The organism is Streptomyces sp. NPDC004327 (assembly GCF_042873935.1).
GTDB lineage: Bacteria > Actinomycetota > Actinomycetes > Streptomycetales > Streptomycetaceae > Streptomyces.
Map to the genome: position 1 here is coordinate 73,960 of NZ_JBIAME010000003.1, position 13,368 is coordinate 87,327.

15 protein-coding genes are annotated in these 13,368 nt (G+C 71.7%); 11 read left to right on the forward strand and 4 right to left on the reverse strand.

Translation table 11 applies throughout. The annotated features are described in order from the left end of the window. The first annotated feature begins 103 nt into the window (after window positions 1-103). Both mshA and ACFYU9_RS10795 read left to right on the forward strand, forming a co-directional pair. The gene (gene mshA / locus ACFYU9_RS10790) at window positions 104-1,471 is read left to right on the forward strand and encodes a D-inositol-3-phosphate glycosyltransferase (RefSeq protein WP_389205188.1); all 1,368 of its coding nucleotides are present in this window, start codon (window positions 104-106) and stop codon (window positions 1,469-1,471) included. Then, complete coding sequence (locus tag ACFYU9_RS10795) at window positions 1,464-1,970, forward strand: YbjN domain-containing protein (RefSeq protein WP_389205187.1); 507 nt, start codon at window positions 1,464-1,466, stop codon at window positions 1,968-1,970. Before mshA ends, ACFYU9_RS10795 begins: the two co-directional genes overlap by 8 nt. Here the strand turns inward: ACFYU9_RS10795 and ACFYU9_RS10800 are convergent. Continuing rightward, a complete protein-coding gene (locus ACFYU9_RS10800; RefSeq protein WP_389344222.1) occupies window positions 1,939-3,321 on the reverse strand; it encodes an MDR family MFS transporter in 1,383 nt (460 codons plus the stop codon). The genes ACFYU9_RS10795 and ACFYU9_RS10800 overlap by 32 nt on opposite strands. Before the next feature lie 178 nt (window positions 3,322-3,499). Between ACFYU9_RS10800 and ACFYU9_RS10805 the strand changes: the two genes are divergently transcribed. The 4 genes from ACFYU9_RS10805 (at window position 3,500) to ACFYU9_RS10820 (ending at window position 6,270) form a co-directional block, all read left to right on the forward strand. Beyond that, window positions 3,500-4,258, forward strand: a complete 759-nt coding sequence (locus ACFYU9_RS10805; RefSeq protein ID WP_389205185.1) for a phosphoglyceromutase — start codon at window positions 3,500-3,502, stop codon at window positions 4,256-4,258. A gap of 427 nt (window positions 4,259-4,685) precedes the next feature. Continuing rightward, window positions 4,686-5,135, forward strand: a complete 450-nt coding sequence (locus ACFYU9_RS10810) for a hypothetical protein (protein ID WP_389344224.1) — start codon at window positions 4,686-4,688, stop codon at window positions 5,133-5,135. Between the two features lie 184 nt (window positions 5,136-5,319). Beyond that, window positions 5,320-5,679, forward strand: coding sequence for a hypothetical protein (locus tag ACFYU9_RS10815; RefSeq protein ID WP_389205183.1), 360 nt, complete (start codon window positions 5,320-5,322; stop codon window positions 5,677-5,679). A gap of 114 nt (window positions 5,680-5,793) precedes the next feature. Continuing rightward, the gene (locus tag ACFYU9_RS10820) at window positions 5,794-6,270 is read left to right on the forward strand and encodes a GNAT family N-acetyltransferase (protein ID WP_389344226.1); all 477 of its coding nucleotides are present in this window, start codon (window positions 5,794-5,796) and stop codon (window positions 6,268-6,270) included. Between the two features lie 62 nt (window positions 6,271-6,332). Here ACFYU9_RS10820 and ACFYU9_RS10825 read toward each other — a convergent pair whose 3' ends face one another. Together ACFYU9_RS10825 and phoU are read right to left on the reverse strand one after the other, a co-directional pair. Next, the gene (locus tag ACFYU9_RS10825) at window positions 6,333-6,485 is read right to left on the reverse strand and encodes a hypothetical protein (protein ID WP_389205181.1); all 153 of its coding nucleotides are present in this window, start codon (window positions 6,483-6,485) and stop codon (window positions 6,333-6,335) included. 147 nt (window positions 6,486-6,632) lie between these two features. Further along, window positions 6,633-7,313 carry a phosphate signaling complex protein PhoU gene (phoU, locus tag ACFYU9_RS10830; protein WP_389205180.1) on the reverse strand — a complete coding sequence of 227 codons (681 nt, stop codon included), beginning with the start codon at window positions 7,311-7,313 and terminating at the stop codon, window positions 6,633-6,635. Between the two features lie 398 nt (window positions 7,314-7,711). Here phoU and ACFYU9_RS10835 point away from each other — a divergent pair, with 398 nt between their 5' ends. Next, a complete protein-coding gene (locus ACFYU9_RS10835) occupies window positions 7,712-9,040 on the forward strand; it encodes a sensor histidine kinase (protein ID WP_389205179.1) in 1,329 nt (442 codons plus the stop codon). Then, window positions 9,037-9,717 carry a response regulator transcription factor gene (locus ACFYU9_RS10840; protein ID WP_116159717.1) on the forward strand — a complete coding sequence of 227 codons (681 nt, stop codon included), beginning with the start codon at window positions 9,037-9,039 and terminating at the stop codon, window positions 9,715-9,717. The genes ACFYU9_RS10835 and ACFYU9_RS10840 overlap by 4 nt, the downstream gene beginning before the upstream one ends. Window positions 9,718-10,010: 293 nt before the next feature. Here the strand turns inward: ACFYU9_RS10840 and ACFYU9_RS10845 are convergent, their stop codons facing one another. Continuing rightward, on the reverse strand, window positions 10,011-10,667 hold the full coding sequence (locus ACFYU9_RS10845; RefSeq protein ID WP_389205178.1) for a DUF461 domain-containing protein: 657 nt from the start codon (window positions 10,665-10,667) through the stop codon (window positions 10,011-10,013). A gap of 587 nt (window positions 10,668-11,254) precedes the next feature. Between ACFYU9_RS10845 and ACFYU9_RS10850 the strand changes: the two genes are divergently transcribed. From ACFYU9_RS10850 to ispF, 3 genes are all read left to right on the forward strand, one after another. Beyond that, window positions 11,255-11,737, forward strand: a complete 483-nt coding sequence (locus ACFYU9_RS10850) for a CarD family transcriptional regulator (protein WP_003953493.1) — start codon at window positions 11,255-11,257, stop codon at window positions 11,735-11,737. Window positions 11,738-12,051: 314 nt separating this feature from the next. After that, window positions 12,052-12,801, forward strand: a complete 750-nt coding sequence (gene ispD, locus ACFYU9_RS10855; protein ID WP_389205177.1) for a 2-C-methyl-D-erythritol 4-phosphate cytidylyltransferase — start codon at window positions 12,052-12,054, stop codon at window positions 12,799-12,801. Then, window positions 12,791-13,297 (forward strand): 2-C-methyl-D-erythritol 2,4-cyclodiphosphate synthase, encoded by a 507-nt coding sequence (gene ispF / locus ACFYU9_RS10860; RefSeq protein ID WP_389205176.1) that lies wholly within the window; start codon window positions 12,791-12,793, stop codon window positions 13,295-13,297. The genes ispD and ispF overlap by 11 nt, the downstream gene beginning before the upstream one ends. The last annotated feature ends 71 nt before the right edge of the window (window positions 13,298-13,368 follow it).

Here is a 13,368-nt window from a genome sequence, read left to right on the forward strand (position 1 = left end):
AAATGAAACGGGCCCGGCCGGGTGTTGTCGCCGTAGCGGGGTGCGACGCACCCTCGCTCGCCATGCCCGACATCGTCATGCCCGACAGCGGAAGGACGCCGACGTGAGCCAGTACGTGTCCCGGTTCGCCGGCACCCTGGCGGCGCCGCCCCGGCTCCGGCTTCCCGGCCGGCACCGCGGCCCGCGCCGCGTGGCCATGCTCAGCGTGCACACCTCGCCCCTGCACCAGCCCGGCACGGGCGACGCGGGCGGCATGAACGTCTACATCGTGGAGCTGGCCAAGCGCCTCGCCGCGATCAACGTCGAGGTCGAGATATTCACCCGGGCCAACGCCGGCGGCCTCCAGCCGGTCGTCGAGCTCGCGCCCGGCGTGCTCGTACGGCACGTGGACGCGGGACCGTACGAGGGCCTGGCCAAGGAGGAGCTGCCGGCCCAGCTGTGCGCCTTCACGCACGGCGTGATGCAGGCGTGGGCCGGCCACCGCTCCGGCCACTACGACCTGGTCCACTCCCACTACTGGCTCTCCGGCCACGTCGGCTGGCTCGCCGCCGAGCGCTGGGGCGTCCCGCTCGTCCACACCATGCACACCATGGCCAAGGTGAAGAACGCGGCACTCGCGGAGGGCGACACGCCCGAGCCCGCGGCCCGGGTGATCGGCGAGACGCAGATCGTCGAGGCGGCCGACCGGCTGATCGCCAACACGGCGGAGGAGGCCGACGAGCTCGCCCGCTTCTACGAGGCGGACCCGGCGAAGATCGCCGTCGTGCACCCCGGGGTGAACCTGGACCACTTCCGGCCGGCCGACGGCCGCGCCGCCGCCCGGGCCCGGCTCGGCCTGCCGCGCGACGCCTTCATCCCCGTCTTCGCCGGCCGCATCCAGCCGCTGAAGGCCCCGGACATCCTGCTGCGCGCCGCCGCCCTGCTCGTGGACCGCGATCCCTCGCTGCGCGGGCGCATGGTGGTGCCGGTGGTCGGCGGCCCGAGCGGCAGCGGCCTCGCCAAGCCGGAGGGGCTGCAGAAGCTCGCCGCCAAGCTGGGCATCGCCGATCTCGTGCGCTTCCAGCCGCCGGTCGGCCAGGACCGGCTCGCGGACTGGTTCCGCGCCGCCAGCGTCCTCGTCGTCCCCTCGTACAGCGAGTCCTTCGGCCTGGTCGCCATCGAGGCCCAGGCGGCCGGCACCCCGGTCGTCGCGGCCGCGGTGGGCGGTCTGCCCGTGGCCGTACGGGACGAGGCCACCGGCTTCCTGGTGCAGGGCCACGACCCGGTGGACTACGCCAGGACGCTCGCCCGCTTCGTCGACGAGCCGGCGCTCACGGCCCGGATGGGCGCGGCGGCGGCCCGGCACGCCGGTCTGTTCGGCTGGGACACGGCGGCGGCGGCGACGGCGGACGTCTACACGGCGGCGATCCACGACCACCGGCTGCGCGATCACCGGGAGCACCGCCGTCGCGTACGCTCCCACCATGGCTGAGGTCGAGGCGGAGCAGGTCCGGCGGATCGTCGAGGACACGTTCAAGGACGCCCAACTGGAGTGGGAGTCGGCGGAGCCGGGCGCGTACGTGGTGAAGCTGCCCGGGACCCGCAAGCTGTTCACGACCCTGTCCCTGCGGGTCGGACGCCACTCCCTCTCGCTCAACGCGTTCGTCATCCGCCACCCCGACGAGAACGAGGCCGGCGTCCACCGCTGGCTGCTCGAACGCAACCTGAAGCTGTACGGGGTGGGGTACGCGATCGACGGCCTCGGCGACATCTACCTGGCCGGCAAGCTGCCGCTGGCCGCCGTCACCCCCGAGGAGCTCGACCGGCTCCTCGGGTCCGTCCTGGAGGCGGCGGACGGCGACTTCAACACGCTGCTCGAACTGGGCTTCGCGTCGGCGATCCGCCGGGAGTACGAGTGGCGGGTGTCGCGCGGCGAGTCGACGCGCAACCTGGACGCGTTCAGGAACCTGACGCGCAAGCCGGCGAACTGACGGCCCCGGCGGCCGCCGCGCTGTCCGCGACCTCCTGGCTCCCCGCCTCCTCCGCCATCTCCGCCTTCCTCGCCATCCCTTCCTTCCCTTCCTTCCCTTCCTTCCCTTCCTTCTCGTCCTTCGCGCCCTCTTCCTCGGCGTTCGCGAGGGCGGCGCGCAGCCGCGTCTGGTAGCCCAGGGCGGCGACGGCGCCGATGACCGCGCAGGCGATCCACAGGACGTCGGGACCGGGCCCGTCGACGATCGCGCCGGCCCCGATCGGGGCGACGAATCCGGCCACCGCCCAGGACATGCCCATGACGCCCTGGTAGCGGCCGCGGGCGTGCTCGGGGGCGAGGCGGGCGGTCGCGGCGGCGTTGGTGGGGACGTGGACCATCTCGCCGATCGTCCAGACGATGACGGTCGCGGCGAAGGCCAGGGAGGAGCCGGCGAGCGCGGTGGCGCCGGTGCCGAGGGCGAAGAGCAGCGAGGAGACGCCGAGCAGCATCGCCGGCGAGCGCTTGTCGGTGATCTTGTTGACGAGCAGCTGGAACGCGACGATCACGAAGCCGTTGACGGCGATGACGACGCCGTACGCGGACGGGGCCAGGCCCGCGCCGGCCATGGTGAGCGGCAGACCGATCCAGGGGGCCGTGAAGACCAGGCAGATCAGCAGGTTGAGCAGCACGAGGGTGCGGAAGGGCGCGTCGCGCAGGACGGTGCCGATGCTGACCTTCTCCTGCGCGCCGGCGGCGCTCGCCTCGTCCTTCTTCGTCTCCGGGCGCGTCTCGGGCAGCCGGAGGAAGACGATCAGGGCGCACAGGGTGGTGGCGACGGCGTCCGCGACGAAGAGCGTGCGGTAGCCGAGGACGGTCGCGACGCCGCCGCCGATGGCCGCGATGGCGAAGCCGAGGTTGAGGGCCCAGTAGTTGAGGGCGTAGGCGCGGCGGACGTCGTCGGAGGGGACGAGGTCGGCGATGGCGGCGTTGATGGAGGGCCGGACGCCCTGCATCGCGACGCCCATCAGGAGGACCACGACCGCGATGCCCCAGGCGCTGGTGACGAGCGCGAGCAGCACGGAGCAGGCGGCGGCCGCCAGGTGCATGGTGACCATCGTGGGGCGGCGGCCCCAGCGGTCGGTGAGCATGCCGCCGAGCGGGGAGCCGGCGACGCCGCCGAGGCCGTGGAGGGCGACGACCAGCCCGGCGAACCAGGCGGAGTGCCCGAGCTCCTGGGTGAGGAAGAGGGAGAGGAAGGTGAGGACGAAGGCCCCGGTGCGGTTGACCAGGGTCGACAGCCAGAGCCACCAGAAGGCGCCCGGCAGTCCGGAGACGGTCGAGCGCGCTGATCGTTTGAGTGAGTCGATGGACATGGGTGGGCGGCCCCCCTGGTGGTGTCGCTGGTGCGTGCCGGCAGCGTTGAAGGCGCTGGTGTGTGAACGTCCTGTGTAAGTCCCGCTTAGCGTCCTCGTAACTTACGCATCTCATACGCCGGACGCCAGTGAATTGACGGTGCGCGTCAATCGTCAGGCGTCGTCTAGGCTCGGACGCATGGCCGACGCACCGTACAAGCTGATCCTCCTCCGCCACGGCGAGAGCGAATGGAACGAGAAGAACCTGTTCACCGGCTGGGTGGACGTCAACCTCACGCCGAAGGGCGAGAAGGAGGCGGCCCGCGGCGGTGAGCTGCTGGTGGCCGCCGGCCTGCTCCCGGACGTGGTGCACACCTCCCTCCAGAAGCGCGCCATCCGCACGGCGCAGCTCTCCCTGGAGGCCGCCGACCGCCACTGGATCCCGGTCCACCGCTCCTGGCGCCTGAACGAGCGCCACTACGGCGCGCTCCAGGGCAAGGACAAGGCGCAGACGCTCGCCGAGTTCGGCGAGGAGCAGTTCATGCTGTGGCGCCGCTCGTACGACACCCCGCCGCCGGCCCTCGCCGACGACAACGAGTACTCGCAGGCCCGCGACGCCCGCTACGCCTCGATCCCGCCGGAGCTGCGCCCGCGCACCGAGTGCCTCAAGGACGTCGTCCAGCGCATGCTCCCGTACTGGTACGACGGCATCGTCCCGGACCTCCTGGCCGGCCGCACGGTCCTCGTCGCCGCCCACGGCAACAGCCTCCGCGCCCTCGTCAAGCACCTCGACGGCATCTCCGACTCCGACATCGCGGGCCTCAACATCCCGACGGGCATCCCGCTCGCCTACGAGCTCGACGCCAACTTCAAGCCGCTGAACCCGGGCGGCACGTACCTCGACCCGGAGGCCGCGGCGGCCGCCATCGAGGCCGTGAAGAACCAGGGCAAGAAGTAGTCCCCAGCTACGGAACGGCCCCCGGTCCGCTGTCGCCTGTGCGCGGCGGGACGGGGGCTTTTTCGTGTTCCGGTGGGGGGATTGTCTCGGATGCGTGACAGAGAGTGGCTGGATATCGCGCTCGTGGGTGGCCTGTTGCTACGTTCCGGGCCGGGATGCGGTCCGTGGGCGGCCGCCGTGGCATGAGGGGGAGTCCCGGATGGGTGTCAGGCGCTTCGGAGCGGTGAGAACGGTCGGTGCCGTGGTGACGGCGGTGGCGTTGGCCGGGGTGGTGACCGGGTGCCAGAAGGGCGGGGGCGCGAGCGGGGCCGGGGCGGCGGGTGCGCCGAGTGCGGTGGGTTCGGCGCCGGCCACGCAGGCGCCCGCCACGACCGGGCCGGCGGAAGCGGCGACCACCGCGGCCGCGCCTAAGCCGTCCGTGAAGTCCGTGGCCAAGCCGCCGGCCAAGCCGTCCGTGAAGCCGGCGCCGGCGCCGGCCAAGTCGTCGGTGAAGAAGCCCGGGAGCGGCTGCGTCACCGCCGCGCCGGACCCCGACCACTACGACCCCGACGAGATCGCCCTCTACCGCATCGAAGAGCTCCCCGGGAGCACCGGCAAGGTCAACCTCGTCTTCCAGCACGGCGCCTGGGGCTGCGGCAGCCCGGACAGCGACGGCGCGCCGTTCGTCGTCAGCGGCGAGGAGGCGCGCTGGGCGATGGACGGGGCCGCGTACGTCACCGCGACCAATCCGATCATCACGAGTACCGAGAACCAGCGGATCGGCGTGCAGGAGCTGATCGACTGGGTGAAGGGGCACCCGGACTCCGGGCTCGTCTTCCGGTACGACGTCGGCGGCGACGGCTCGATCGACAGCCTCCAGGAGGTCTTCACGCCCTGAAGCGGCTCACCGCACCGGGGCGGCTCGCTGCACCGGCGCTGCTCACCGCACCGGGACTCCGCCGGACGGGTGAGAGAGAAACCTTCCGGCGGGCGCGCGCCGCATGCGGGGCGCACGGGGCGCGGTAGAGGTGCGGAGGACCGATGACCTCGGTCTTTCCCCACGCCGACGAAAGAGACCTTCCGTGCGCCTTCGGCACACCCTGGCCGCCGCTTGCGGCGCCCTCGCCCTCACGGCCGTCATGGCCGCCCCCGCCCACGCCGCCACCGGCGACTTCCACTACAAGGTGGTCGGCCTGAACGGCGAGCCCGTCGCCGTCACCCTGCACGACCCGGCGAGCGACGAGTGCATCACGCTCCCCGAGGTCGCCGACCCGAACGCCTCCGAGCCGGCCTTCGCCCCGCACAACGACACCAGTGACTTCGCGCTCGTCTTCACCGGGCCCGACTGCTCCGGCGACTCCTGGACCCTGCGCCCGCACGGCCGTCCCGCCACCGACCGTCTGACGCTCCGCTCGGTCGTCTTCCTCGCCGAGCGGCCGTGATCCGCCGCTGATCCTCCGCTGAACCACCGCTGAACCACCGGGGTGCCGTGTCCGCACGGCGCCCCGTTCGCACGCACGTACGGCAAGATCATCGCGCTCGCCTAGTCTCACACCATGACCACTCCCCGTCTTGAACCCGTCACCCCGGACAACGTCGACGCCGCCCTCGCCCTGCGCGTCCACCCGCACCAGGAACACCACGTCGCGCCCGTCGTCCGCTCGCTCGCCGAGGCGTACGCGTACGGGGACACGGCCTGGCCCCGGCTGATCGTCGACGGGGACGGGGACGGGGGTGAGGTGGTCGGGTTCCTGATGGCGTTCGTCGACATCCAGTGGGACGCCGACAAGGACCCGGACGACCGGCGCAGCGGCCTGTGGCGGCTGAACATCGGGGCCGGGCACCAGGGCAAGGGGTACGGGCGGTACGCCGTCGGCGCCGTCGGCGAGGAGCTGCGGCGGCGCGGGGCGCGCGAGATGTACGTGTCGTGGCACGCCGGGGAGGACGGGCCCGGAGCGTTCTACCGGGGGCTCGGCTTCCGGGAGACCGGCGAGCTCGCCGGCGACCAGATCGTCGGCGTCCTGGCGCTGTGACCGGCGCGGGCCCCGCCCGGGAGACCGGGAACGGGGCCCGCGCTCGGAGCGTTCGGACGCGGCTAGCCGCTGCAGCCGCCGCACTGGCACGGCCCGCCGGACTGGCAGCCGCAGCCGCAGCCCGAGCCGCACCCGCAGGCGCCGAGGACGGTCAGGAACTCCGGGTCGCGCGGGGCGTCCTGCTGGGGGTCGGTGAGCGGAGCGGATTCGGCCATCGGGGGTCCCTCCCTGGGAAGGCGTACCTCGCCTCCCCACCCATTGCATGCCCGGGTCCGCCCCTCGCACACGGCGCATCGACGGCGCACAGATGTGCGACCGTCTCGGCCGAAAGCCTTACGCGCCTTCGGTCGCGCGCCTTCGGGTTACGCGCCCTCGACCGGCGACTCCGCCGGCTGCAGCTCGTCCGCGTGCTCACCCGTCACCAGGTACACCACGCGCTTCGCCACCGACACCGCGTGGTCCGCGAACCGCTCGTAGTAGCGGCCCAGCAGCGTCACGTCCACGGCCGTCTCGATGCCGTGGCTCCAGCGGTCGTCCATGAGGTGCTGGAAGAGCGTCCGGTGGAGCAGGTCCATCTCGTCGTCGTCCTGCTCCAGCTGGAGCGCCAGGTCGACGTCCTTGGTGATGACGACCTCGGCCGCCTTCGCCATCAGGCGCTGCGCCAGCTGGCCCATCTGCAGGACGGTGGCGTGCAGGTCGTTCGGCACCGCGCGGTCCGGGAAGCGCAGTCGGGCGAGCTTGGCCACGTGCTGGGCCAGGTCGCCGGAGCGCTCCAGGTCGGCGCTCATCCGCAGCGAGGTGACCACGATCCGCAGGTCCGTCGCCACCGGCTGCTGCCGGGCGAGCAGTGCTATCGCCCGTGCCTCCAGGTCGTGCTGGAGGTCGTCGACCTTCTGGTCCGCGGCGATCACGCTCTCCGCGAGCTTCAGGTCGGCGTCCAGCATGGCCGTGGTGGCCCGGCCGATCGCGGACCCGACCAGGCGGGCCATCTCGACCAGGCCCTCGCCGATCGAGTCAAGTTCCTCGTGGTACGCGTCCCGCATGGGTGTCCCTTCTCTACGCGATGCTCCGGGGTCCGGGAGCCGGAATCCTGGATCCCAGATCCGGTATCCAGCAGTCTGGGCCGTGGATCCTGGATTTTGGATCCAAGCTCCTGAATCCAAGCTCCTGAATCCAAGATCCTGGATCCGGGCGCCAGCGCCCGCGATCCGGGTGGTGCTCGGACCCCCACGCTCCCACGGTGCGGCCCGTACGCGTACTGCTCCGGCCGGTCTCGTAAACCCGTCCTTTCCTCCAGGTGAACTCTGGGCGACGCACCCCGGGGCACCGGACGGGGCAAGTGAATCGGCCCCGTCTCCTCGGTGAACTCTGAGCGACGAGTGTTCGAGCAGCCACTCGGACGGCTGGGAGAGTGTCAGCCGACCCGCATAACCTGGATGCCATGGACGTGAACGCGGCGGTCGCCGCATTGGCCGCTATCGCCGGCGTGTGCACCGGCGTGATCGCCATGCTGGCGTTCCGCTGGAGCGAGCGCGACCAGGCGAGACCCACCCGTACCTCCCTGCACACCGACGCCGTGCTTCCGCCCGGGGTCGACACCGTGCTGTCCGTGCTGCGCTCCTCCGCGGTCGTCCTCGACGAGAGCGACTCCGTGGTGAAGGCCAGCTCGGCGGCGTACGCGCTCGGCCTGGTCCGAGGCGGGAAGCTGGCCGTGGAGCCCATGCTCAACATGGCCCGCGACACCCGCCGTGACGGGGAGATACGCCAGGTCGAGCTGGATCTGCCCCGGCGCGGCACCGGTCGCGGCGAGGCCCTCGCGGTATCCGCCAGAGTCGCCCCCCTGGGGTCGCGGCTCGTGCTGCTGCTGGTCGAGGACCTCACCGAGGCCCGCCGCATCGAGGCCGTACGACGCGACTTCGTCGCCAACGTGAGCCATGAGCTGAAGACCCCGGTCGGCGCGCTCTCGCTGCTCTCCGAGGCGGTCATGGACGCGTCAGACGACCCCGAGGCGGTCACCCGCTTCGCGGGCCGGATGCAGATCGAGGCGACCCGCCTGACCAACCTCGTACAGGAACTCATCGACCTCTCCCGGGTCCAGAACGACGATCCGCTGGAGGACTCCGAGCCGGTGCGGGTGGACGAACTGGTCGCCGAGGCGATCGACCGCTCCCGGCACACCGCGTCCACCAAGCAGATCACCATGGCCTCCGGGGGAACGGCCGACCTGCACGTGTGGGGAAGCCGCGGCCAGCTCGCCGCCGCCCTCGGCAACCTCGTCGAGAACGCGGTGAACTACTCGCCGGCCCGCACGCGCGTCGGCATCGCCGCCCGCCGCATCACGGCACCCGGCGGCGACCTGATCGAGATAGCCGTGACCGACCAGGGCATCGGCATCTCGGAGAAGGACCGCGAGCGGGTCTTCGAGCGCTTCTACCGGGTCGACCCGGCCCGCTCCCGTGCCACGGGCGGTACGGGTCTCGGACTCGCCATCGTCAAGCACGTGGCCGCCTCGCACGGCGGGGAGGTCACGGTCTGGAGCACCGAGGGCCAGGGCTCGACCTTCACCCTGCGGCTGCCGGAGGCGGGTGCCGCGCGGAACCGTCGCTCGGCGGACGCCGGCGATCCGGACGACGCCGAGGGCGCCGACGGCGTCCACGGCGCGGCCGGCTCCGGCGGATCCGCCGGTTCCCACCGCGGCAACTCCGTCTCCGCTTCCCCCACCCCCGAAATCATGACCGAACCACTCCCCGCCCCGGAGGTCCTTCCGTGACCCGTGTGCTTGTCGTCGAGGATGAGGAATCCTTCAGCGACGCCCTGTCGTACATGCTCCGCAAGGAGGGCTTCGAGGTCGCCGTGGCGGCGACCGGGCCCGACGGCCTCGACGAGTTCGAGCGCAACGGAGCGGATCTCGTCCTCCTCGACCTCATGCTGCCGGGTCTGCCCGGTACCGAGGTGTGCCGCCAGCTGCGCAGCCGCTCGAACGTGCCGGTCATCATGGTGACCGCCAAGGACAGCGAGATCGACAAGGTCGTCGGCCTGGAGATAGGAGCCGACGACTACGTGACGAAGCCCTTCTCCTCGCGGGAGCTGGTCGCCCGCATCCGCGCGGTCCTGCGCCGCCGCGGCGAGCCGGAGGAGGTCACGCCCGCCGCCCTGGAGGCCGGCCCGGTCCGCATGGACGTCGACCGCCACGTGGTCACCGTCGGCGGCGGCAAGGTCGACCTCCCGCTCAAGGAGTTCGACCTCCTGGAGATGCTGCTCCGCAACGCGGGCCGCGTCCTGACCCGCATGCAGCTCATCGACCGCGTCTGGGGCGCCGACTACGTCGGCGACACCAAGACCCTCGACGTCCACGTGAAGCGCCTCCGGGCGAAGATCGAGCCGGACCCGGGTGCGCCGCGGTATCTGGTGACGGTGCGCGGTCTGGGCTACAAGTTCGAGCCGTAGAGCGCGGCGCTCGGCCCCGCTGCCGCCGGACGGAGTCCGGCGCGGCGGCCCGAAGCCTGGGAGGCCCCCTGGGGCCGAGCAGTGCGAGGGGCGCAGGAGGGCCGGGGTTCGAGCCGGACCCGGGTGCGCCGCGGTATCTGGTGACGGTGCGCGGTCTGGGCTACAAGTTCGAGCCGTAAACCGTCTGGCGGCCGTCAGCCGTCCGGCGGCCCCAGGCCGCATCGCCTCAAGCGCGAGACATACGTGAAGGGCGCCCCCTCCTGGAGGGGGCGCCCTTCACGTATGTACGAGGCTCAGTGGCCGGCGGCGTGCGTCGCCCCGCCCGTCGGCGTGGCGGTGCCGGTCGGCGTCGCGGGGCCGGTGGGGGTGGCGGTGCCGGTCGGCGTCGCCGTGCCCGTGGCGGGCGTCGTCGGGGCGGTCACCGGGGGCTTCGGGAGCTCGGACGGGCCGTACTCCTTGAAGTAGCTCTGCGCCGGGACGACGAAGGCGCTCAGCGACACGTCACCGGTCTTGCTCAGCCGGAAGACGATCTTCTGCGCGTCGCCGTTGCGGGCCTCGCGCAGGCCGCCCTCGATCGTCGCGGACGCGTTGCCCTGGCCGCCGATGACGACGGAGCCGTTGGCGGGGACCACGATCGGGCCGTCGCCCTGGGCCGCCTTGAGCTTCACGACGCCGACGGTGCCGGGCAGCGTGATCGAGTCGATGGTCTGGCGCGTCAGGCCGTTGTTGAAGACGGTGGCGGAGACGACCGCCGGGCCGACCGCGCCCGGGTCGGGCTGGGTGATCACGAGGGCGTTCTGGATCTTGACGTTGTCCGCCGTGACGGCGGCGTTGTCCGGGCGGACCTGGAGCGTCTGTGCGTCATTGCCCGCACCACAGGCGGACAGGGCGGCGATCGAGATCACGACGGCGGTGGCGGCGAGGGCGCCGCGTCGAAGGCTGCGGCTCACGGCGGCGGCAACTCCTAGGACGAACGGACAGGCTAAGGAACGACTAAAGGTGTGTCAGCGGAGTCAGGTTACCGAGCCGCCCTCTCCGCTCCGCACCCGACCCGCCCCTCTCCGTGCACCCACCATGCGGGCGGGCCCCGCGATCACTCCCGGCCACCGTCGAGAACACGCCGTCATGGCCGGATCACGGCCCAATCACCTGCCGTTCACATATCCGCCGTGATCAATTCGCGCATTCCTCCGTCCGGGGCATTCGAGAAACCCCGCCCCGGTCTCCGGTGATCAATTCGAGAATCCATCCGTACGAGTGGTCGATCCTCGAACGGAGTGCGTGAAGGAGGTCACGCCGAACCCGACAAACCGGGACATCCAACCCCCTTGGCAACCGTCTCGGACCCTGTAACGTGGGTGTTTCTCTGCGTCCGTGCAGCCGCTCCGACCTGCGAATACCGCCTTCCGGAAGCCCTCCGCAGCACGTTCGCCGCGCAGTTGTCAAGCCCTGAGATATGCCCTGACCTGCGAAAACGCCATTCAGAAGAAGCCGTATCCGTGTTACCCTGGATAGCCACGGAAGGGGTACCTGTCACATGACGTTCAAGGTTGGCGACACCGTGGTCTATCCCCATCACGGGGCCGCGCTGATCGAGGCCATCGAAACTCGCCAGATCAAAGGCGTGGACAAGACCTACTTGGTGCTCAAGGTCGCGCAGGGCGACCTGACGGTGCGTGTGCCGGCGGACAACGCGGAGTTCGTCGGAGTTCGCGACGTGGTCGGTCAGGATGGGCTGGACCGGGTCTTCGAGGTGCTGCGCGCGCCGTACGCAGAGGAGCCGACGAACTGGTCCCGTCGCTACAAGGCAAATCTGGAGAAGCTCGCCTCCGGCGATGTCATCAAGGTCGCCGAAGTGGTGCGCGACCTGTGGCGTCGTGAGCGCGAGCGCGGACTCTCCGCCGGTGAGAAGCGCATGCTCGCCAAGGCTCGCCAGATCCTGGTGAGCGAGCTGGCCCTCGCGGAGAACACCAACGAGGACAAGGCCGAGGCACTCCTCGACGAGGTGCTCGCGTCCTGACGCCGGTCGCCTGAATCAGACTGACGCCTGGCGCACACGCCATGCCCAGCATCGATGCCGCGGTGCCCGCCGACGTGCTGTGAATCCCACGATTCCACAGTGCCGTCGCCGGGCACCGCGGCATGTTCGTCTCTCTTTTTCTCCCATCCCCTTGCAGATCCCTTGCAAGCCGCAGACCTCTTGCAAGCCCAGCGGCTCTCGCATGGCGACGCCTCGACCGTCGTCACGGAAAGGGCCCGGTCGAGGCGTCGCCACCAGCTTGTTGACGCCATACCCACGTCGCCCGCGGAAACAAACCTGCCGGAGTGCAACCGATGACAGACCAAGCGCGTCATAGTCGAACCGCCGTGGTGATTCCCGCGGCCGGCCGGGGCGTGCGCCTCGGCCCGGGCGCCCCCAAGGCGCTCCGCGCGCTGAACGGCACCCCCATGCTGATCCACGCCGTCCGGGCGATGGCCGCCTCCCGCGCCGTCTCGCTCGTCGTCGTGGTCGCCCCCGCCGACGGCGCCACCGAGGTCAAGAACCTCCTCGACGCCCACGCCCTGCCCGAGCGCACCGACTACGTGGTCGTGCCGGGCGGCGACACCCGCCAGGAGTCCGTCCACCTCGGCCTGAAGGCCGTGCCCGACGACATCGGCACCGTCCTCGTCCACGACGCGGCCCGCCCGCTCGTGCCGGTCGACACCGTCGACGCCGTGATCGAGGCGGTACGGGACGGGGCCGTCGCCGTCGTCCCCGCGCTGCCCGTCGCCGACACCGTCAAGGAGGTCGAGCCGGCCGGGCGCCCGGGCGCCCCCGAGCAGGTCGTCGCCACTCCGCCGCGGGCCCGGCTCCGTGCCGTACAGACCCCGCAGGGCTTCGACCGCGAGACGCTGGTCAACGCCCACGCCACCGTCGCCCTCACCGGTGAGGGCGCCACCGACGACGCCGGCATGGTCGAGAAGCTCGGCGCGCCCGTCGTCGTCGTGCCCGGCCACGAAGAGGCCTTCAAGGTGACCCGCCCCCTCGACCTCGTCCTCGCCGAGGCCGTACTCGCCCGCAGGAGGGCCAACGATGGCTTCTGACCAGCCGCTGATGCCGCGCACCGGCATCGGCACCGACGTGCACGCCTTCGAGCAGGGCCGCGAACTGTGGTGCGCCGGCCTGCTCTGGGAAGGTCCCGACAGCGACGGGTACGGGCTCGCCGGGCACTCCGACGGTGACGTCGCCGCCCACGCCGCCTGCGACGCGCTCTTCTCCGCCGCCGGCGTCGGCGACCTCGGCGCCCACTTCGGCACCTCCCGCCCCGAGTGGTCCGGCGCCGCCGGCGTCACGCTGCTCGCCGAGGCGGCCCGGATCGTCCGCGCCGAGGGCTACGAGATCGGCAACATCGCCGTCCAGGTCATCGGCGTCCGCCCCAAGATCGGCAAGCGTCGCGACGAGGCCCAGAAGGCGCTGAGCGAGGCGGCCGGCGCGCCCGTCTCCGTCTCCGGCACCACCACCGACGGCCTCGGCCTCACCGGCCGCGCCGAGGGCCTGGCGGCGCTCGCGACCGCGCTCGTGTATCCCGTACAGCGCTAGAAGCACGGGACGACGGGAAAAAAGCGCCCCGTGATCCCGAAGGGGTCGCGGGGCACTGCCCCCCGCCCACT